General features: G+C 70.5%; 19 protein-coding genes. 8 read left to right on the forward strand and 11 right to left on the reverse strand.

Annotated elements, in window-relative coordinates; translation table 11 throughout:
• Window positions 1–78: 78 nt before the first annotated feature.
• The 4 genes from ACYQPG_RS15225 to ileS form a co-directional block, all read right to left on the reverse strand.
• Window positions 79–1,488, reverse strand: a complete 1,410-nt coding sequence (locus ACYQPG_RS15225; RefSeq protein WP_147910485.1) for a M16 family metallopeptidase — start codon at window positions 1,486–1,488, stop codon at window positions 79–81.
• Window positions 1,489–1,648: 160 nt separating this feature from the next.
• Window positions 1,649–2,311: a hypothetical protein gene (locus ACYQPG_RS15230; protein WP_147857338.1), complete on the reverse strand. Its 663-nt coding sequence runs from the start codon at window positions 2,309–2,311 to the stop codon at window positions 1,649–1,651.
• Window positions 2,312–2,471: 160 nt separating this feature from the next.
• Window positions 2,472–3,002 (reverse strand): signal peptidase II, encoded by a 531-nt coding sequence (gene lspA / locus ACYQPG_RS15235; protein ID WP_419829736.1) that lies wholly within the window; start codon window positions 3,000–3,002, stop codon window positions 2,472–2,474.
• A 220-nt stretch (window positions 3,003–3,222) separates the two neighbouring features.
• Window positions 3,223–6,201: an isoleucine--tRNA ligase gene (ileS, locus tag ACYQPG_RS15240; protein WP_461231199.1), complete on the reverse strand. Its 2,979-nt coding sequence runs from the start codon at window positions 6,199–6,201 to the stop codon at window positions 3,223–3,225.
• Window positions 6,202–6,528: 327 nt separating this feature from the next.
• Between ileS and ACYQPG_RS15245 the strand changes: the two genes are divergently transcribed.
• Window positions 6,529–6,798: a hypothetical protein gene (locus tag ACYQPG_RS15245; protein ID WP_147908398.1), complete on the forward strand. Its 270-nt coding sequence runs from the start codon at window positions 6,529–6,531 to the stop codon at window positions 6,796–6,798.
• A gap of 30 nt (window positions 6,799–6,828) precedes the next feature.
• Here ACYQPG_RS15245 and ACYQPG_RS15250 read toward each other — a convergent pair whose 3' ends face one another.
• From ACYQPG_RS15250 to ACYQPG_RS15260, 3 genes are all read right to left on the reverse strand, one after another.
• Window positions 6,829–7,779, reverse strand: a complete 951-nt coding sequence (locus tag ACYQPG_RS15250; RefSeq protein ID WP_147940028.1) for a DMT family transporter — start codon at window positions 7,777–7,779, stop codon at window positions 6,829–6,831.
• 115 nt (window positions 7,780–7,894) lie between these two features.
• A complete protein-coding gene (locus ACYQPG_RS15255) occupies window positions 7,895–8,233 on the reverse strand; it encodes a hypothetical protein (protein ID WP_147908400.1) in 339 nt (112 codons plus the stop codon).
• Window positions 8,234–8,695: 462 nt separating this feature from the next.
• On the reverse strand, window positions 8,696–9,538 hold the full coding sequence (locus tag ACYQPG_RS15260; RefSeq protein WP_419829738.1) for an NAD(P)-dependent oxidoreductase: 843 nt from the start codon (window positions 9,536–9,538) through the stop codon (window positions 8,696–8,698).
• A 120-nt stretch (window positions 9,539–9,658) separates the two neighbouring features.
• On the opposite strand from ACYQPG_RS15260, the gene ACYQPG_RS15265 reads away from it, so the two are divergent.
• The 3 genes from ACYQPG_RS15265 to ACYQPG_RS15275 are packed head-to-tail and all read left to right on the forward strand — an operon-like array spanning window position 9,659 to window position 10,377.
• Window positions 9,659–9,946 (forward strand): type II toxin-antitoxin system Phd/YefM family antitoxin, encoded by a 288-nt coding sequence (locus tag ACYQPG_RS15265; RefSeq protein ID WP_147898009.1) that lies wholly within the window; start codon window positions 9,659–9,661, stop codon window positions 9,944–9,946.
• Entirely contained in the window at window positions 9,943–10,134 is a 192-nt protein-coding gene (locus tag ACYQPG_RS15270) for a PIN domain-containing protein (RefSeq protein ID WP_348642422.1), read from the forward strand. The genes ACYQPG_RS15265 and ACYQPG_RS15270 overlap by 4 nt, the downstream gene beginning before the upstream one ends.
• 21 nt (window positions 10,135–10,155) lie before the next feature.
• Entirely contained in the window at window positions 10,156–10,377 is a 222-nt protein-coding gene (locus tag ACYQPG_RS15275) for a PIN domain-containing protein (protein ID WP_348642423.1), read from the forward strand.
• A 20-nt stretch (window positions 10,378–10,397) separates the two neighbouring features.
• Here ACYQPG_RS15275 and ACYQPG_RS15280 read toward each other — a convergent pair whose 3' ends face one another.
• On the reverse strand, window positions 10,398–11,600 hold the full coding sequence (locus tag ACYQPG_RS15280) for a pyridoxal phosphate-dependent aminotransferase (RefSeq protein ID WP_461231200.1): 1,203 nt from the start codon (window positions 11,598–11,600) through the stop codon (window positions 10,398–10,400).
• A gap of 156 nt (window positions 11,601–11,756) precedes the next feature.
• Between ACYQPG_RS15280 and ACYQPG_RS15285 the strand changes: the two genes are divergently transcribed.
• The 3 genes from ACYQPG_RS15285 (at window position 11,757) to ACYQPG_RS15295 (ending at window position 13,476) form a co-directional block, all read left to right on the forward strand.
• A complete protein-coding gene (locus ACYQPG_RS15285; protein ID WP_147908403.1) occupies window positions 11,757–12,047 on the forward strand; it encodes a ribbon-helix-helix domain-containing protein in 291 nt (96 codons plus the stop codon).
• Window positions 12,048–12,087: 40 nt separating this feature from the next.
• A complete protein-coding gene (locus ACYQPG_RS15290) occupies window positions 12,088–12,366 on the forward strand; it encodes a type II toxin-antitoxin system RelE/ParE family toxin (RefSeq protein WP_419830028.1) in 279 nt (92 codons plus the stop codon).
• 84 nt (window positions 12,367–12,450) lie between these two features.
• Window positions 12,451–13,476: an LLM class flavin-dependent oxidoreductase gene (locus ACYQPG_RS15295; protein ID WP_419829739.1), complete on the forward strand. Its 1,026-nt coding sequence runs from the start codon at window positions 12,451–12,453 to the stop codon at window positions 13,474–13,476.
• 90 nt (window positions 13,477–13,566) lie between these two features.
• Here ACYQPG_RS15295 and cysN read toward each other — a convergent pair whose 3' ends face one another.
• Genes cysN through ACYQPG_RS15310 form a run of 3 tightly spaced genes read right to left on the reverse strand, consistent with a single transcriptional unit; the run spans window position 13,567 to window position 16,732 of the window.
• Window positions 13,567–14,973, reverse strand: coding sequence for a sulfate adenylyltransferase subunit CysN (cysN, locus tag ACYQPG_RS15300; RefSeq protein ID WP_147940023.1), 1,407 nt, complete (start codon window positions 14,971–14,973; stop codon window positions 13,567–13,569).
• Window positions 14,973–15,923: a sulfate adenylyltransferase subunit CysD gene (gene cysD / locus ACYQPG_RS15305; RefSeq protein ID WP_147908407.1), complete on the reverse strand. Its 951-nt coding sequence runs from the start codon at window positions 15,921–15,923 to the stop codon at window positions 14,973–14,975. The genes cysN and cysD overlap by 1 nt, the downstream gene beginning before the upstream one ends.
• Complete coding sequence (locus tag ACYQPG_RS15310) at window positions 15,920–16,732, reverse strand: phosphoadenylyl-sulfate reductase (protein WP_147908408.1); 813 nt, start codon at window positions 16,730–16,732, stop codon at window positions 15,920–15,922. The genes cysD and ACYQPG_RS15310 overlap by 4 nt, the downstream gene beginning before the upstream one ends.
• A gap of 269 nt (window positions 16,733–17,001) precedes the next feature.
• Here ACYQPG_RS15310 and ACYQPG_RS15315 point away from each other — a divergent pair, with 269 nt between their 5' ends.
• Window positions 17,002–17,517 carry an Lrp/AsnC family transcriptional regulator gene (locus tag ACYQPG_RS15315; RefSeq protein WP_147857649.1) on the forward strand — a complete coding sequence of 172 codons (516 nt, stop codon included), beginning with the start codon at window positions 17,002–17,004 and terminating at the stop codon, window positions 17,515–17,517.
• Window positions 17,518–17,521: the final 4 nt, after the last annotated feature.

Here is a 17,521-nt window from a genome sequence, read left to right on the forward strand (position 1 = left end):
CGGAGGCGGAGCAAGCTCTCGTCCTGACGCAGGTCCCGGCGGCGCGAGAAAGCGCCCGCCGGGCCGCGCCCGAAGGAACTACTCCGCGGCCATCGCGACCGGGGCGTCGGGGTCCTGAGCCTTGGTCAGGTAGCCGGTGACCGAGCGGGCCGGGGTCAGCCAGCGCTCGGCGGCCAGCTTGAGGCGCTCCTGCGAGACCGCCTCGATGTCGGTCGGCCAGCGGCGGACCTCCTCGATGGTCTCGCCGATCGCCAGCGCGGAGCCGTAGATCCGGGCGAGCGAGGACTGGCTGTCGGAGGAGTAGACGGTCTCGGCGACCAGCCGGGTCTTGGCCCGCTCGATCGCCTCGGCGCCGAGCGCCTCCGCGGGGGCGCGGCGCAGGATCTTGTCCACGGCCTCCTCCAGAGCCTCCAGGGAGACGCCCTCGGCCGGCACCGCGTAGACGGAGAACCGGGTCTCGTCGATCGCCGAGCCCATGTACCAGGCGCCGGCATTCACCGCGAGGCCGGTCTCCATGACCAGCTTGCGGTAGAGGTAGGAGGTCGACCCGCCGCCCAGCACCTCGGCGAGCAGCTCGAGGTCGTGGCAGCCGCCGTCGCGGGCGGTGATGCAGGAGGGGGTCAGGTAGAGCCGCTGCAGGGTCGGCTGCTCGACCTTCGGGTCGGCGACTGCGACCCGCCGCAGGGCCTTGGGCTCGGGCTCGCGCGCCCGCAGGCGCTCGGGACGGGTGCCCTGGGGGGCGACGCGCCCGTAGGTCTCGTCCGCGAGCCTGCGGACCTCGTCCGGGGTCACGTCGCCGGCCACCACCAGGATCGCGTTCTCGGGGGTGTAGAAGCGCTTGTAATAGGCCAGCGCGTGCTCGCGATTCAGGCCCTCGATCTCGTGCATCCAGCCGATGATCGGGATCCCGTAGGGGTGGTGCACGAACAGCGAGGCGGCCATCGCCTCGGAGAGCTGGGCGGAGGGGTCGGTCTCGACCCGCATGCGCCGCTCCTCCAGAACCACGTCGCGCTCGGGGGCGACCACGGCGTCGTCGAGGACGAGGCCGCCCATGCGGTCGGCCTCGAACGCCATCATGGTGCCGAGATGGTCGCGGGCGACCCGCTGGAAATAGGCGGTGTAGTCGTAGCTGGTGAACGCGTTCTCCTGGCCGCCGAGGCCCGAGACCGCCTTCGAGAAGGCCCCCACCGGGTGCTTCTCGGTGCCCTTGAACATCAGGTGCTCGAGGAAGTGGGCGATGCCCGACTGGCCCAACGGATCATCGGCCGAGCCGTTGCGATACCAGATCATGTGGGTCGCGACGGGGGCCCGGTGATCGGGCACCACCACCACGTCGAGGCCGTTGTCGAGGGTGAAGGCCGTGACTTCGGGTCCACCCGCCTCGGAGCGTCCGAACGGCGCGGCCTCGCCCCGGCCGGCGCTGCCGCCGTAGGGCGAGCCCGGACGCGGCGGGAAGAGGGTGGGCGTCGCCTTCCTGAACAGGTGCATTCCGCTTTCCTTTTGCCGGCCCCGTGCCGGCGACGCCCCTGACCGGAACGCCCGCGTGGATCGGGGCCGTCCTCGTCTCCGGCCGGCAAGAGCCGTACCGGGACAGACATGTCATGTTGCCATGCCGGGCCGCCGTTGCAACGGCGCCACAGCCTGATGGTTACTGCTGGGCCCGCTGGCGCTGGTAGGCCCGGGGGTCGGCCTCGTCGCGCTCGCGGCTGGCGTTGTTGATCGGGTCCCGCGACGGCGGCTGGGCCAGCTTCTTCGGAGATTGCCGGTAGCCGGTGGGCGGATCGGTCAGGATGTCCCGGGCCGGCTCGACATCCGAGGGCTCGGCGTTGGCGCTCTTGCCCTTCAGCAGGTCGAACGGGCTGAGCAGGCTGTCGTCGCGGTTGGTGTCGCCCGGCTTGCGCTCGGCCTCGGTGGTGACGCTCGCCCCGGCGCGGCGGCCGTTGCGGATCTCGTCCACCGACAAGGTGGCGTTGTTGTCGTCGTAGCGGCCGCGTGCCTGGTTGCCCACCGGGCGGCGCCGCTCGGCGGCCGCGCGCTCGCGCTCGACGATCTCGGGATCCTTGGGCCAGGCGGTGCTGGTGGAGCGGGCCCGGGGCTGCGGCAGGACCTTGCCGTCGAGCTTGGGCGGCATCACCAGCGGCGGGCGCTCGTGATAGTCGATCGGGTCCTGGCGCTTCTCCAGGAGGCCGATGCCGGAGAGCGCGTCGCGCATGAACTCGCCGCGCTCCTGCGCCTGCGCGCCGCCGGCCAGCAGCGGCGCCAGCGCGACCGCCGCGGAGAGGATGAGACGAAGCCTGCGATGCCCGGTCATGCTGCCTCACGGGTTCCGGCCGGAAATCCGGCGCGGGGATGGCCGCCACGCGGCCTGATCCGACAGGTCCCGGGGTGGGACCGGTTTCCGGCGATCGTATGGCGCCTTGACCGCATCGCACCAGAGCCTTGAGGCAACTGGGGCCTGTGTGTTGCGCGAATCATAGGCGCGGAGCCGTATCGGTCCGGCCCGGGCCGGTCTTGGCCGGATCCTTGGACGTACCGCGCCCGGCTGGGCTCAGGCTGTCGAGGACCAGCCCGATCACCCCGGCGACGATCGCCGCGTCGGCCACGTTGAACACGTACCAGGACCAGCCGCCGGCATGCAGGTGGACGAAGTCGAACACCGCCCCGTAGGCGGCCCGGTCGATGGCGTTGCCGAGCGCGCCCCCGACGATCAGCCCCAGCGCCACGGCGAGCAGCCGCGACCCGGCCCGGGTCATCCAGATGCCGAGGCCGAGCGCGGCGGCGAGCGACAGGATCACCAGGAACCAGCGCCCGAACCCGCTCTCCTGCTGGAACAGGCCGTAGGAGACGCCCCGGTTCCAGACCACCACGAAGTCGGCGAACGGCGCCAGCCGCCACGGCTGGGTCAGCACGAGGTCGGTGCCGAAATAGAGCCCGAGCTTGGAGGTCTGGTCGAGGACCAGGGTGAGGAACAGGGCCAGCAGGCCGGCGCGGGTGGGGGTCATGGGCGGGGACCGGACACACGCGCCTCTCCCTCCCCCCTCTGCGGGGGAGGGTACCCTGCGAAGCAGGGGGGGAGAGGGGCAGCGCGACGCTTCAGGGTTTCACGCGTGTCGCGCGCTTTCCGGACACGGCGCTCCCCTCTCCCGACCCTCGCTGACGCGAGGCCCACCCTCCCCCGCAGAGGAGGGAGGGAGGCGTCGGCGGTGTAGGCCCCCAAAACCCTCACGCCGCGCTCGCCTCCGGGTGCGCCGCGTCCCACTCGCGCAGGGCCTGGGCGTCGCGGGGGGTGACGTCCGGGTAGTCCGGGTCGCCGCCCACCGTCGGGGTGACCCGCCAGGAGCGGACGCATTTGCGCCCCTCGGCCAGGGTCGGCACCACGGCCACGCCGAGCACCTCGTCGAGCCGGAACGCCTCCGCCGGGCCCTCACCGGCCTCCACCGTGATCGCGGAGGTGATGCAGGTGTCGGCGAAGTCGCAGCCCTCCAGGGCGGCGAGCAGCTCCGGGTCCGCAACGTAGACAGTCGGGGCCGCCTCCAGGCTCGCGCCGATGCGCTTGGCCGCGCGCTCGATCTCCAGGGCGCCGGTCACGGCCCGGCGCACCTTCCGGATTTTCTGCCAGCGCTCCGCCAGGGTGGGGTCGAGCCAGGCCGCGGGCGTCTCCGGCAGGGTCTGCAGGTGGACCGAGCCGTCGGCGGACGGGTAGCGGTCGAGCCAGGCCTCCTCCGCCGTGAAGGCGAGCACCGGCGCCAGCCAGACCACCACGCGGCGGAAGGTCTCGTCGATCACCTGTAGGGCCGCCCGGCGGGTCACCGACGAGATCGGGTCGCAGTACAGCGCGTCCTTACGCACGTCGAAGTAGAACGACGACAGGTCGCCGGTCATGAAGCCGTTGAGCAGCGCCACGACCCGTTTGGTGTCGTAGGTCGCGTAGGCCTCACGGATCTCGCCGTCGAGCTCGGCCAGCCGGTGCAGGATCAGCCGCTCCAGCTCCGGCATATTTTGGAACGCGACGTCATCCCCCTGGATCCGATGCGCCAGGGAGCCGAGCATCCAGCGCAGGGAGTTCCTGAGCTTCCGGTAGGTCTCCGCGAACGTCTTGATGATCTCCGGGCCGATCCGCAGGTCGTCGGTGTAGTCGGAGGCGGCGACCCACAGGCGCAGGATGTCGGCGCCCGAATCCTTGATGATGCTCTGCGGCGCGACGACGTTGCCCTTCGACTTCGACATCTTCAGGCCCTTGCCGTCGAGCACGAAGCCGTGGGTCAGGACGATGTCGTAGGGCGCCCGGCCGCGGGTGCCGGAGGATTCGAGCAGCGAGGACTGGAACCAGCCCCGGTGCTGGTCGGAGCCCTCCAGGTACATCACCCGGTCCTGGCCGCCGTCGCGGACGCGCCGCACGCCGGCGAGCGCCGGGAACGCCTCCGGATCGTCCAGCACGAAGGCATGGGTCGAGCCGGAATCGAACCAGACGTCGAGGACGTCCGTCACCTTCTCGTAGGCGGCCGGGTCGTGGTCGGGGGCCAGGAAGCGCTGCGCCGCGTCGTCCCGGAACCAGGCATCGGCGCCCTCTTCCTTGAAGGCGTCGCGGATCCGGGCGTTGACGCCTTCGTCCTTGAGGATCTCGCCGCTCTCCCGGTGGACGAACACAGTGATCGGCACGCCCCAGGCGCGCTGGCGCGAGACCACCCAGTCGGGCCGATTGCCGACCATGCCGTTGATGCGGTTTTTTCCTTGGGGCGGCACCCACTGGGTCTCTTCGATGCTCTGGAGCGCGACCTCCCGCAGCGAGCGGTTGCCCAGGCTGTCCACCGGCCGATCCATGGCGATGAACCATTGCGGGGTGTTCCGAAAAATCACCGGCTTCTTGGAGCGCCAGGAATGCGGGTACTGGTGGCGCAGCACGCCGCGGGCGACCAGCGCCCCGACCTCGGTGAGCGCGGCGATGACCGCCTTGTTGGCGTCGCCCTTCTCGCCCTTGTCGGTGAGCACCCGGGTGCCCTCGAAGCCCGGCGCGGCCTTGGTCAGGGCGCCGTCCGCATCCACCGTGTACGGGATCGCCGGGTCGATGCCGCGCTCCTGCAGCAGCCGGCCGCTGGACATCCAGAGATCGAAATCCTCGCGGCCGTGGCTCGGCGCCGTGTGGACGAAGCCGGTGCCGGATTCGTCGGTCACGTGGTCGCCGTCGAGCATCGGCACGGCGAAGTCGTAGCCGCGGCCCTTGAGCGGATGCGCCAGGGTGAGGCCGGACAGCGTCTCCGGCCGCACATCGCCGACGCGCTCGAACGCCTCGACCCGGGCCGCCTTGAACACCGTCGCGGCCAGGCTGTCGGCCAGCAGGTAGGTCTGCCCGGGGGTGGCCCAGTTCTCGGCCGGGGCCTGCGTGACGCGGTAGAGCCCGTAGGCGATTTTCTTGGAGTACGCGACGGCACGGTTGCCCGGCATGGTCCAGGGGGTGGTGGTCCAGATCACCACGCGGGCGTCTTTCAGCGCCGCATCGGCCCCGTCATCGGCTCCTTGCCGGATCGGGAACGCGACGAACACGGTGTCGCTGACATGCTCCTCGTACTCCACCTCGGCCTCGGCCAGCGCGGTCTTCTCGACCACCGACCACATCACCGGCTTGGAGCCGCGATAGAGCTGGCCGCTCATCGAGAACTTCATCAGCTCGTCGGCGATCACCGCCTCGGCCGGGTAGGCCATGGTCGCGTAGGGATGGTCCCAGTCGCCGGTGACGCCGAGGCGCTTGAACTCCGCCCGCTGCACGTCGAGCCAGTGGGCCGCGAAGGTCCGGCATTCCTGCCGGAACTCGATCACCGGCACGTCGTCCTTGTTGCGGCCCTTGGCGCGGTACTGCTCCTCGATCTTCCACTCGATCGGCAGGCCGTGGCAATCCCAGCCCGGGACGTAGTTGGCGTCGAGGCCGAGGGCGCCGGCCGAGCGCACCATCACGTCCTTCAGGATCTTGTTGAGCGCCGTGCCGATATGGATGTTGCCGTTGGCGTAGGGCGGCCCGTCGTGCAGCACGAAGCGCGGCCGGCCCGAAGCGGCGGCGCGGATCTTCCCGTAGAGGTCGATCGCGGCCCAGCGCTCCAGCAGCAGCGGCTCCCGGGTCGGCAGGCCGGCGCGCATCGGAAACTCGGTGCGCGGCAGGAACAGGGTCTTGGAATAGTCGCGGGCAGCCGCGGTCTCGGGGGTGGTCATCGGATCTCGCATCGGCGGTCGGGCCGGCGGCAATGGGCCGGCAAGGGCAGGGCGGGCGGCAGCAGGATCCCGGACTTCCGCGCGGCCTCGCCGAAGCGGGCACTCATTTACGCGGAGGCCGGGCCAATAATTCGAAGCCTGCGGCCCAGGCCGCGAAGAGCATGCGAAGCGAACATGACCCGTTCTCTAGCAGCGGCCCCTTCCCGATGCCAGCGGGCGGCCCTGCGATGCCTGATGAGACCTTTCGGCGCTTGAACCGTTGACCGGTACGTCCTCCGCGACGCGCACGTCGCGGAACTCGTCCCGAACGACGACCAGGAGTTGACCATGAAGAAGCTGATGATCGCCGCCCTCGCCCTCGCCCCGCTGGCCTTCGCGACCGGTGCCGAGGCCCAGGGCACGGCCAGGGGCGCCCAGCGCGGCGTCGAGGACGGCTCGGCTGCGGCCGGCCCGGTCGGCGGCGTCGTGGGCGGCGCGGTGGGTGCGGCCACCGGCACTGTCGGCGGCGTGCTCGGCACCGATCCGGATCCGGCCCGCCGCGCCCGCGAGAACCGCCGCGAGGAGCGCATGGACCGCCAGGAGCGCATGGGCCGCTAAAGCCCCGCCTCGGACATCGGCCGGTCGCCCTCAGGCGGCCGGCCTGTCCCGCCGGATCGTCTCCTGCGCCAGGAGATAGAGGCCGGAGCCAACCACGATCATGGCGCCGGCGACCGTCCAGCGGCTCGGCACGTCGCCGAACAGCAGGAAGCCCAGCGTCACGGACCACAGCAGCTGCGTATAGATGAACGGCGCCAGCACGTTGGCCGGCGCGCGGGCATGCGCCATCACCAGCAGCCAGTGCCCGAGCGTGCCGAACAGCGCGACCCCGATCAGCAACGCCCAATGGGTCAGGCTCGCCGGGTTCGTCCAGATCCAGGGCAGAAGTGGCGCCATCAGCGCCAAGCCCGCCAGCCCGGTGTAGAACATGGTGGTGGCGGTGGAATCGTAGGCCGCGAGCTTGCGCGTGATGATCGCGTAGAAGGCGTAGACCACGACGTTGGCCACGCACAGCAGGGCGGCCGGGTGCATCCCGCCGAGGCCCGGGCGGACGATCACCAGCACGCCCAGGAACCCGACGCCGATCGCGGCCATCCGGGCCCGCGACGACCATTCGCCGAGCAGCGGCCCGGCCAGCAGCGCCACCGTGAGCGGGGCGGCGAACTGGATCGAGATCGTCTCGGCAAGCTGCAGGTAGCGCAGGGCCAGGAAGTTCAGGGCCGTGGAGGCGAACAGCAGCAGCGAGCGCACGATCTGCAGCGTCAGCCGCCGGCTCTTCACCACCCCGGGGGTGCGCACCGGGTTGATGAACAGCGAGATCATCGCGACGCTGGCGGCGTAGCGCATGAAGGTGGTGACCAGCGGGTCGACCTCGGCCCGCGCCAGCGTCTTGGCGCAGGCGTCGAGGCTCGCGAAGAAGGCGACCGCGCCGCACATCAAGGCGATGCCGACGATCCGCCGGCGGTGCGCGAGGTCGGGTGACGGGACCGCACGCGCGGAGGCCCTGTCGTTGGCGACGGATGTCGCGACCTGCGTGCTCATGCCTGCCAAATCTCGGTGGAGGCCTGCTTATCTGCCACGCGTGCACCCGCGGCGGCACCCGCCGCCGCGCAGGGGAACCATGCAGCCGGCACGGCGTCGGGCGCCGATGCCGGGCTCAGCGCTTGGCCGCGACCTTGTCGGCGGCCGCCGTCTTCGTCGCCGTCTTGGCGACCTTGGCTTTCGCCGGGGCCGCTCCGGCGATCAGCGCGGCCAGATGCCCCTGGTCCAGGCCCGCGGCCGGAGCCGGCACGGGGGCCGGCGCGAGGGCGGCCGCGCTCGCGGGCCGGCGCGGCTCGATCGAGCCGGTCGCGGCTGGATCGGGCAAGCTGGCAAAGGCCGCGATCGGACTCGCGGGGGTGGATTCGCGCTGCACGCGCAACGTCCAATGGGCGGCGGTCGAGAGAGCGGCGATCCCGAGGATCGCCTTGATGCCGCCGGTGAGCAGGGCTCGCATGGTGGTCAGGCCCGAAAGAACGCGGTTACGCCGGACCGGATCCCGGCCCTATCGCATCATCGCGCGGGAGCGTGAACGAAGCTGCAACCGCCCGGCGTTGCATCGTCCCGGATCGGGGCAGGGCGCCGGATCGGGCGAGGCGTCGGATCGGGCTGCCCAGATGCCGCCGCGGGCACCTGTCGACGCCGATAGCGAACGGAAATCTTTGTGGGCCTTGCGCCGAGCCCGCGGTTCCTGTTCCCCGCGCTCCCGACACTCCTGCAGCGACTCGGCCCACTGAGCCTCACAGGATTGGTCCAGAGAACTGGTCCGAACCACCCCGTCACTGCCGGCCCCGCTACCATGCAGGCCCGAGCGGGCTCGCGAAACCTTCAGGCGCATCGGCCGCGGGAGACCGCCCGTGTAGAGAATGGCAGCCAAGCCGGCAACAGAGCGACGGCCGATTCGGCGCCCCCGCGGCGATCAGCGCGCCGCAGCGGCCGCGGCGAAGCGCATCAGCGCGGCGATCTCGGTGTCCTCCGACCCCGCGGCCAGGCGAGCGTAAAGATCGGCAAAACCTGAAAACACCTGTCGCCCAGCCGCGTCCGGCCCGAGGAAATCGGCGATCTCGCCCATCTCGGGTGCCCAGCGATAGGCCTTCGGCGCCATGTCGGGCAGGGCCTTGGCGAACCGGGCGAGCAGCGCCGGTTCGTTCTCGGAGAGCTCGTCGAGCAGCGCGGCGCCGGCGCCGGCACGCTCGGCCGCCAGGACCATGAGGGCGGCCAGCGCCGTCAGGCCCTTGTTGAGGCCGGCATAGCTCATCTTGAGGCTGGAGGCCGCGCCGACCGGCCCGGAGCAGACGCGCAGGTCCAGCCCGAACGCGCGCAGGGCCATCGCCGGCGCGGTATCGTCCCCGGAGACGTAGACGCGGGGCCCCGTGCTGCCGGGCTTCGGCGGCAGGCCCAGGATCGCCCCGTCGAGGAAGGGCGCGCCCGTCGCCGCAACGATCCCAGCGATGCGCCCGACCGTGTCCGGACTGACGGCGTTGGCGTCGATGTAGACCGGCTTGCGCCGCGCCGCCGTGAGTACGGAGGCGAGGCGGTGAGCCAAGGCCTCCGCGTCGGCGGGCGGCACGATCGACAGCAGGATGTCGGCGGCCGCGAGGTCGGCCAGATCGGCATCGACCAGGCCGGCGGCCTCGGCGCGTGCCCGGCTCGCCGCGCTGCGCCCCGCGAGCGCGGTCAGCACGCGGGCGCCGTGCTCGACCAGCCGCGCCCCGATGGCGCTGCCCATCGCGCCAGGGGCGATCACCGCGATCGTGGGCATGGGAGGCTCCGAAAATGCGCTGCCGGGACAATGGTAGCCGGCGCGCTCACGATGTCATCACGTGCTCCACGATCCGGGATCGCCTTTACGATCACACGGCACGCCGATAATCTTCCAAGCATGGCCCAACGTGCAGAGCATCCGCCCGAGCAGCCCAGGCATTGGCGCCTCCAGGACGCCAAGAGCCGGTTTGGCGAACTCGTTCGGCGAGTCAGGAGCGATGGCCCGCAGCATGTGACTGTCCAAGGCCGGGAGGCCGTCGTCGTGATCTCCGCTGAGGAGTTCCGTCGGCTCACCGGACCTGCGACGGGCCAGTCGCTCATCGATGCGCTGCAAGCCTCACCCCACCGGGACATCGATCTTGAGCCCGAATCTGTGGTGATGCCGGTTCGCGATGTCGGCTTGTGACTCGCTGGCTGCTCGATACCAACGTCCTGTCTGAGTTACGCCGTCCGCGACCCGAGCAGAGGGTCGTGGCCTTCGTCGCCGCCCAACCGCTCGACCCCCTCTTCGTGAGCTGCGTAACGCTCGCAGAACTCCGCTTCGGGATCGAGCGGCTCGCTGACGGAGCCCGTCGGACGGACCTGGCCGATTAGCTCGCGCACCGGCTCAGGCCGATGTTCGAGCGACGCATCTTGCCCCTCGACGAAGACGTGATCGTGCACTGGCGATTTCTGGTCGAAGAGGGCCGGCAACGCGGGCACACGTTCTCGCAGCCGGACCTGCTGATCGCCGCAACGGCCCTGGATGCAGGACTGACACTAGCCACGAGAAACACCTCGGACTTCGCGCAGACCGGCGTCCCGATCTTCAATCCATGGACCGGCCCGCTCCCTTGAGTCTTGCGTAGGGGCGGGACTTACCGCAGCGAGCCGCAGAACCGCTGGATGCGCCGGCAGGCCTCCTCCAGCACGGCGTTGGAGGTGGCGTACGAAATGCGCAGGTTCGGGCCGAGCCCGAAGGCCGAGCCGTGCACGGCGGCCACGCCCTCGGCCTGGAGCAGCTCGGTGACGAAATCCTCGTCGGTCTCGATGGTCTTGCCGGATTCGGTCTTCTTGCCGATCAGCGCCGCGCAGGACGGGTAGACGTAGAAGGCGCCCTCCGGCGTCGGGCAGGTCAGGCCGTTGGTCTGGTTGAGCATCGACACGACGAGGTCGCGCCGGCCCTGGAACGCCGCCCGGAACTTCGCCAGATGGTCCTGGGGGCCGTCGAGGGCAGCCACGGCCGCCCATTGCGCGATCGTGCTCGCCCCGGAGGTCTGCTGGCCCTGGACGAAATCCATCGCCTTGATCAGCGTCTCCGGTCCGGCCGCGTAGCCGATCCGCCAGCCGGTCATGGCGTAGCCCTTCGAGACGCCGTTCATGGTCAGCGTGCGCGCGATCAGCTGCGGCTCGACCTGGGCCAGGGTGACGAAGGCGAAGTCGCCGTAGGTCAGGTGCTCGTAGATGTCGTCGGTCAGGATGTGGACGTCGGGATAGCGCAGCAGCACGTCGGTGAGCGCCTTCATCTCGTCGCGCGTGTAGGCGGCCCCGGATGGGTTCGACGGCGAGTTGAGGACGATCCACTTGGTCTTGGGCGTCAGGACCCGGTCGAGCTCTTCGGCCTGAAGTTTGAAGCCGTGCTCCATGTCGGTGTCGGCGAAGACCGGCGTGCCGCCGCAGAGCCCGACCATCTCGGGGTAGGACACCCAGTAGGGGCGGGGGATCACCACCTCGTCGCCGGGGTTCAGGGTCGCCAGGAAGGCGTTGTAGAGCACCTGCTTGCCGCCGGTGCCCACGATGGTCTGCGAGACCTTGTAGTCGAGCCCGTTCTCGCGCTTGAACTTGCGCACGATCGCCTCGCGCAGGGGCGCGATGCCCGAGACCGGCGGGTAGCGGGTCTCGTTGCGGTGGATCGCCTCGATCGCGGCCTGCTTGATGTGGTCCGGCGTGTCGAAATCCGGCTCGCCCACCGACAGGCTGATGACGTCGACGCCGGAGGCCTTCAGGTCCCGGGCCTTCTGGGTCATCACGATGGTCGCGGACGGCTTCACCCGCGAGAGGACGTCGGCGAGGAGAGCCATGATGTGTCGATCTCCGTGAGGGCGAGGCGATTTCGGGCGCCCGCGATGCGGCCGGGACCCTAGGCCGACGGTGCGGTGCGGACAAGGCTGCGCGGCAGCCCGGTTTTCATGCTAGGATCGTGCCGATCCGAAGAGGCCGAGTGAAGAGGCCGAGTCATGCCACCCGCCGAGACGATCAGCGTCACGCTGCCTCCCGAAACGGTCCGCACCCTGCGCGAGCGCGTCGAGGCCGGCGAATACGCCTCGCTCGGCGAGGTTTTAGAGGACGCGGTGCAGGCTTGGCAGAGCCGGCGCCAGGAGGATGCCGAACGTCTCGACGCGATGCGCGCCCGCATCCGCCGCTCCCTCGACGACCCGCGACCGCCGCTGAGCGTCGAGGAGGTCCGAGCTCACATCAAGGCCCTTCATGCCGAGACCGTGAAGGCCCACCGGAATGCGACGCCTTAGGGTCGTCTTCCGTGCGGAAGCCGAGTTCGATCTGCTGTAGATCTACTGTTGGGTCTACGAGGCGAGCCGCGATCCGAGCGTTGCCGACCGGTTTCTGGACCGGCTCGTCAGACGCTGTGAACGTGTCGGCGACGCACCCCATGGTGGTCGCCCGCGCGACGATTCGGAGCCCGGGTTGCGGACGGTATCGTTCGAACGATCCGCTGTGATCGCTTATCACGTCAACGGCGATCGGGTGGAGATCGTCAACGTCTTCTACGGCGGCCGAGACTTCGAGACCCTGTTTCAGGGCGGGGATCAAGCAGGCGGGACGAACTGAGAGCGACCTGCGTCGCGTGCAGCACGGGCATCGGCCCCTCGACCGGCCCTCGCACCGGCCAGCCCGCCTCCCTATCTCCCAACCATGACACCGCTCTCCATCCTCGACCTCTCCTTCGTCAGCGCCGATTCGACCCCGGCGCAGGCGCTGCACGACACGCTGGCGCTCGCGCGCCACGTCGACGGTCTCGGCTACCGGCGCTACTGGCTGGCCGAGCACCACGCCCTGCCCAACGTGGCGAGCCCGGCCCCCGAGATCATGATCGGCCAGATCGCCGCCGCGACCCGGGCGATCCGAGTCGGATCGGGCGGCATCATGCTGCCGAACCACGCACCGCTGATGGTGGCCGAGCGGTTCCGAGTGCTGGAGGCCCTGTTTCCGGGCCGGATCGACCTCGGCCTCGGGCGCGCGCCCGGCACCGACGGGCTCACCGCCCGGGCCTTGCGCCGCCGGGAGGCGCCCGGCGAGGGGGGCAACGACGACTTCCTCGACCGCCTGCAGGAGTTGCTGTTCTGGGACGGCGGCTTCCCGGAGGGGCACCCGTTCGGGAAGATCCAGGCGAGCCCGTCCGGCGTGCCGCTGCCGCCGATCTTCCTGCTCGGATCGTCCGACTACAGCGCCCAGCTCGCCGGCGACATCGGCTGCGGCTTCGGTTTCGCGCAGCACTTCTCCGGGATGCCGGCCGAGGCCCCGATGCTGGCCTATCGCCGCCTGTTCCGGCCGACGCGGCTGGGCACGCAGCCCCACGCGATCCTCGCGGTGGCGGCGATCTGCGCCGCCACCGACGCGGAGGCCGAGCGCCAGGCCGCGAGCGCCCGCCTGTCGACCCTGCGACGGGAGCGCGGCGAGTACCGGCCGCTGCCGAGCTTGGACGAAGCGCTCGCCTATCCGTATTCCGATGCCGAGCGGGCCCAGATCGAGCGCGGCCGCGACAAGCTGCATGTGGGCGGGCCGGAGACCCTGCGGGCGCGGCTCATGGACCTCGTGGCGCGGACGCAGGCCGACGAACTGATGATCGTCACGGCGATCCCCGACCAGGCGGCGCGGCACGACTCCTATACGCAGCTGGCGCAGGCCTGGGGGCTCGGCGCGGTCTCGGAAGCGGCCTGACGGTCAGGGACCCCAATGGGCTAGCCCGATCCCAGGGCTTCGCCCTGGACCCTCAAAAGTCCCGGACCCTGTGGATCCGGGACCTTGGCTTCAGCGCCCCAACAGGCGGCCGAGGCGACCGAGCAGGCCGGGGGCCTTCTCGTCAGGCGGTGCAGCGGAGGCCGCTGGCGCAGCCTCGCCCTTGGGCGCCAGGACCAGCCCGAGCGCTGCGGTGTCGGTCGTCTCGCGGTCGATCAGGATCAGGCTGCCGGTCTCGCGGTTGGCCGCGTAGGCATCCACCGCCACCGGACGGTCGAGGCGCAGGGACACGTCCGCGATGTCGTTGGCGGTAAGGCGCTCGGCCGGGCCCGGCTTGCCGGTCTCGGGATCGATCCGGGAGAAGATCCGCTCGACGGTGGCGTTGACCGTGGCGGTGCCGATCTTGGCGAGCAGGCTCGCCCCCGGCGCCAGTTCGGTCTCGGCCGCCCAGAACAGACGGGCGTCGAAGCTCTCGGCGACCCGCAGGGGCGCGCCGGATGCCGCGATCACCTGCCCGCGGGAGGCGTCGATCTGGTCGGCCAGCACCAGGGTGACCGATTCGTCCTCGCCGGCCTCCGCAAGGTCGCCGTCGGCGGTGTAGACCCGCGCCACCGTCGAGGTCCGGCCGGAGGGCTGGATGGTGACGGCGTCGCCCGGGCGGACCCGGCCGCTGGCGATCCGCCCGCTGTAGCCGCGGAACTCGGAATTCGGCCGGTTGACCCATTGGATCGCCATGCGGAACGGGGCGTTGAGCGCCTCCGCGTGCACCGGAACGGTCTCCAAGTAGTCGAGCAGCGTGCCGCCGGTGTGCCAGGGGGTGGCGATGCCGGGCTCCACGACGTTGTCGCCGTTCTTGGCCGAGAGCGGGATCGCCTTGATCTCGGCGAAGTTCAGATCGCGGGCAAACTCGGTGAAGCCCGAGCGGATCGCGTCGAACGTGTCCTGCGACCAGCCGACCAGGTCCATCTTGTTCACCGCCAGAACCACCCGGCGGATGCCCAGCATCGAGACCAGCAGGGCGTGGCGCCGGGTCTGGCGGATCAGGCCCTGCCGGGCGTCGACCAGGATCACCGCCACGTCCGCGGTCGAGGCGCCGGTGGCCATGTTGCGGGTGTACTGCTCGTGACCGGGGGTGTCGGCCACGATGAACGAGCGCTTGTCGGTGGAGAAGAACCGGTAGGCGACGTCGATGGTGATGCCCTGCTCGCGCTCGGCCTGGAGGCCGTCGACGAGCAGCGCCAGGTCCATCTCCTGCCCCTGCGTGCCGTGGCGGCGCGAGTCGCGCTGGAGCGCCGAGATCTGGTCGTCGAAGATCTGCTTGGTGTCGTGCAGCAGCCGGCCGATCAGGGTCGACTTGCCGTCATCCACCGAGCCGCAGGCGATGAAGCGCAGCACGGCCTTGCTCTGGTGGGCGGCCAGGAATGCCTGATAGGTGGCGGCACGGTCGCTGAACGCGGTGGGAGCCTGGTGCACGGTCATCAGAAATACCCCTCCTGCTTCTTGCGCTCCATGGCGCCCGCGCCGTCCTTGTCGATCACCCGGCCCTGGCGCTCCGAGGTGCGCGCCGCCAGCGTCTCGCCGACGATCTCGGGCAGCGTGGCCGCGTCGCTCTCCACCGCGCCGGTGAGCGGGTAGCAGCCGAGCGTCCGGAAGCGGACGAGGCGCTGCTGCGGAACCTCGCCGGGCTCCAGCGGCAGCCTGTCGTCGTCGACCATGATCAGCTGGCCGTCGCGCTCCACCACCGGGCGCTCGGCCGCGAAGTAGAGCGGCACGATCGGGATTTTTTCCTGCTCGATGTAGAGCCAGATATCGAGCTCGGTCCAGTTGGACAGCGGGAACACCCGCAGGGACTCGCCGCGCTTCTTCTTCAGGTTGTAGAGGTGCCAGGGCTCCGCGCGCTGGCGCTTGGGATCCCAGCGGTGCTGCGCGGTGCGCAAGGAGACGATCCGCTCCTTGGCCCGGCTCGCCTCCTCGTCGCGGCGGGCACCGCCGAAGGCCGCGTCGAACTTGTACGTGTCGAGCGCCTGACGGAGCGCCTGGGTCTTCATCACGTCGGTGTGGACCTCGGAGCCGTGGCTCACCGGCCCGATGCCGCGGGCGAGCCCGTCCGGGTTGGTGTGGACCAGGAGGTCGAGGCCGAGCTCCTTCACCCGGGCGTCGCGGAAGGCGATCATCTCGCGGAACTTCCACGTCGTGTCGACGTGGAGCAGCGGGAACGGCAGGGTGCCCGGCGCGAAGGCCTTGAGGGCCAGGTGCAGCAGCACCGAGGAATCCTTGCCGATCGAGTAGAGCATCACCGGGTTTTCGGCCTCGGCGACCGTCTCCCGGAAGATATGGATGCTCTCGGCCTCCAGCCGCTTCAGGTGGCTGAGGCGGTCGGCGGAGGCGGGGGCGCCCGTCGGCACCGCGGCGGCGAGGGCTGCGCTCATCGGGCGAACTCCGGCTGGCGGGTCTTCACGTCTGGGGTGCTCTCGAAGATGGCGGGCTCCTGGCCCGGCTGGATCGACGCGGAGGGCTGCCCGACATGCAGGCCGCACTCCTTCTTCTCTTCCTGCTCCCACCACCAGCGCCCGGCGCGCTCCGGCTCGCCGAGCTTCACGGCGCGGGTGCAGGGGGCGCAGCCGATCGACGGGAAGCCGCGATCGTGCAGGACGTTGTAGGGAATGAAGTTCTCGCGCACGAAGCTGTCGACCTGCGCCCGGGACCAGTCGGCCAGGGGGTTGAGCTTGATCAGTCCGCGGGCGGGATCGAACTCGGCGAGCGGCGTCTCGGCGCGGTTGGCCGACTGGCCGGCGCGCAGGCCGGTGAGCCAGCCGCTCGCGCCGTCGAGGGCGCGGCCGAGCGGCTCGACCTTGCGGAACCCGCAGCAGGCCTGCCGGGCCGCCACCGAGCGCCGGAAGCCGTTGATGCCCTCGTCGCGCACGAAGGCCTCCTCGGCGGTCCGCTCCGGCGCGTAGGCGCCGATCCGGATCCCGTAGGCCGATTCGGTCTCGGCCCAGGTGTCGTAGGCCTCCGGGAACAGCCGGCCGGTATCGAGGGTGACGATCTCGACGCGGCCCTTCGCCAGCCCGGCCATCGCCAGCCCGTGGGTCAGCGCCTGGTCCTCGACGCCGAGGCTCGTGGTGAACACGAGCCGGCCCGGGATCTCGGCGGCAATCAGGTGGAGGCGACCTGGCAGATCGAGCCCGGACAGCCGCTCGGACAGGGACTCGGCCATCGTTCGGTCCGGACGGGTCATCGCGACATGTCCTGAGGTTGGTGCGTGGGATAAGGGCGCGGATCACGCCGCACCCAGTTGTCGTCGGGTCGAAATGTTCGCTATAACGAACGAAGTCAAGGCGGCTCGGGGTGCTTGTCGGGCATATCCGGGTGGCCTGGCGTGCGGTGGCGCACCCCGTTCCTCCGCGCCCGAGACCCCGCACGACAAAAGATTCTTCTCGGCGGCCCTCAGAAACGCCTAAACTCCCCGCGCGCGGCCCAGCGTGGAAGGATCCCACGGAGACGACTTTGGACGCCATCGATCTCAAGATTCTCGCCTTGCTCCAGGCGGACGCGACCCTCTCCATCGCGGCGATCGGCGAGCGCGTCGGCCTGTCTCAGACGCCGTGCTGGAAGCGCATCCAGAAGCTGGAGGCCGACGGCGTGATCGACCGGCGGGTGGCGGTGCTCGACCCGGTCAAGCTCGGCCTCGGCCTCACCGTGTTCGTCTCGATCGAGACCGCGGACCACTCCCAGGAATGGCTGCAGCGCTTCGCTGCGACCATCTCGGCCATGCCGGAGGTGCTGGAATTCTACCGGATGGCCGGCGACGTGGATTATATGTTGCGCGTCGTGGTTGCCGACATGCAGGCCTATGACAGCTTCTACAAGCAGCTTATCGCGGTGCTGCCACTGAAGAACGTCACCTCGCGATTCGCCATGGAGAAGGTGAAGTCCACCACCGCCCTGCCGCTGCCGGCACCCCCGAAAACCGGCCGCCACCTCCCCGGCACCGGTCCGGTCCTCGCCGTGGTTGGAGAATGATCTT

The sequence above is a fragment of the Methylobacterium sp. CM6246 genome (genome assembly GCF_054818005.1).

Excerpts from the sequence above, each read along its gene's own strand:
- cysD (WP_147908407.1), bottom strand. The coding sequence starts at position 15,923 with ATGAGCGCAGCCCTCGCCGCCGCGGTGCCGACGGGCGCCCCCGCCTCC.
- ACYQPG_RS15275 (WP_348642423.1), top strand. The coding sequence starts at position 10,156 with ATGTTCGAGCGACGCATCTTGCCCCTCGACGAAGACGTGATCGTGCAC.
- ACYQPG_RS15260 (WP_419829738.1), bottom strand. The coding sequence starts at position 9,538 with ATGCCCACGATCGCGGTGATCGCCCCTGGCGCGATGGGCAGCGCCATC.
- ACYQPG_RS15230 (WP_147857338.1), bottom strand. The coding sequence starts at position 2,311 with ATGACCGGGCATCGCAGGCTTCGTCTCATCCTCTCCGCGGCGGTCGCG.
- ACYQPG_RS15255 (WP_147908400.1), bottom strand. The coding sequence starts at position 8,233 with ATGCGAGCCCTGCTCACCGGCGGCATCAAGGCGATCCTCGGGATCGCC.
- ACYQPG_RS15225 (WP_147910485.1), bottom strand. The coding sequence starts at position 1,488 with ATGCACCTGTTCAGGAAGGCGACGCCCACCCTCTTCCCGCCGCGTCCG.
- ACYQPG_RS15265 (WP_147898009.1), top strand. The coding sequence starts at position 9,659 with ATGGCCCAACGTGCAGAGCATCCGCCCGAGCAGCCCAGGCATTGGCGC.
- ACYQPG_RS15295 (WP_419829739.1), top strand. The coding sequence starts at position 12,451 with ATGACACCGCTCTCCATCCTCGACCTCTCCTTCGTCAGCGCCGATTCG.
- ACYQPG_RS15310 (WP_147908408.1), bottom strand. The coding sequence starts at position 16,732 with ATGACCCGTCCGGACCGAACGATGGCCGAGTCCCTGTCCGAGCGGCTG.
- cysN (WP_147940023.1), bottom strand. The coding sequence starts at position 14,973 with ATGACCGTGCACCAGGCTCCCACCGCGTTCAGCGACCGTGCCGCCACC.
- ACYQPG_RS15250 (WP_147940028.1), bottom strand. The coding sequence starts at position 7,779 with ATGAGCACGCAGGTCGCGACATCCGTCGCCAACGACAGGGCCTCCGCG.
- ACYQPG_RS15280 (WP_461231200.1), bottom strand. The coding sequence starts at position 11,600 with ATGGCTCTCCTCGCCGACGTCCTCTCGCGGGTGAAGCCGTCCGCGACC.
- ACYQPG_RS15285 (WP_147908403.1), top strand. The coding sequence starts at position 11,757 with ATGCCACCCGCCGAGACGATCAGCGTCACGCTGCCTCCCGAAACGGTC.
- ACYQPG_RS15245 (WP_147908398.1), top strand. The coding sequence starts at position 6,529 with ATGAAGAAGCTGATGATCGCCGCCCTCGCCCTCGCCCCGCTGGCCTTC.
- lspA (WP_419829736.1), bottom strand. The coding sequence starts at position 3,002 with ATGACCCCCACCCGCGCCGGCCTGCTGGCCCTGTTCCTCACCCTGGTC.
- ileS (WP_461231199.1), bottom strand. The coding sequence starts at position 6,201 with ATGACCACCCCCGAGACCGCGGCTGCCCGCGACTATTCCAAGACCCTG.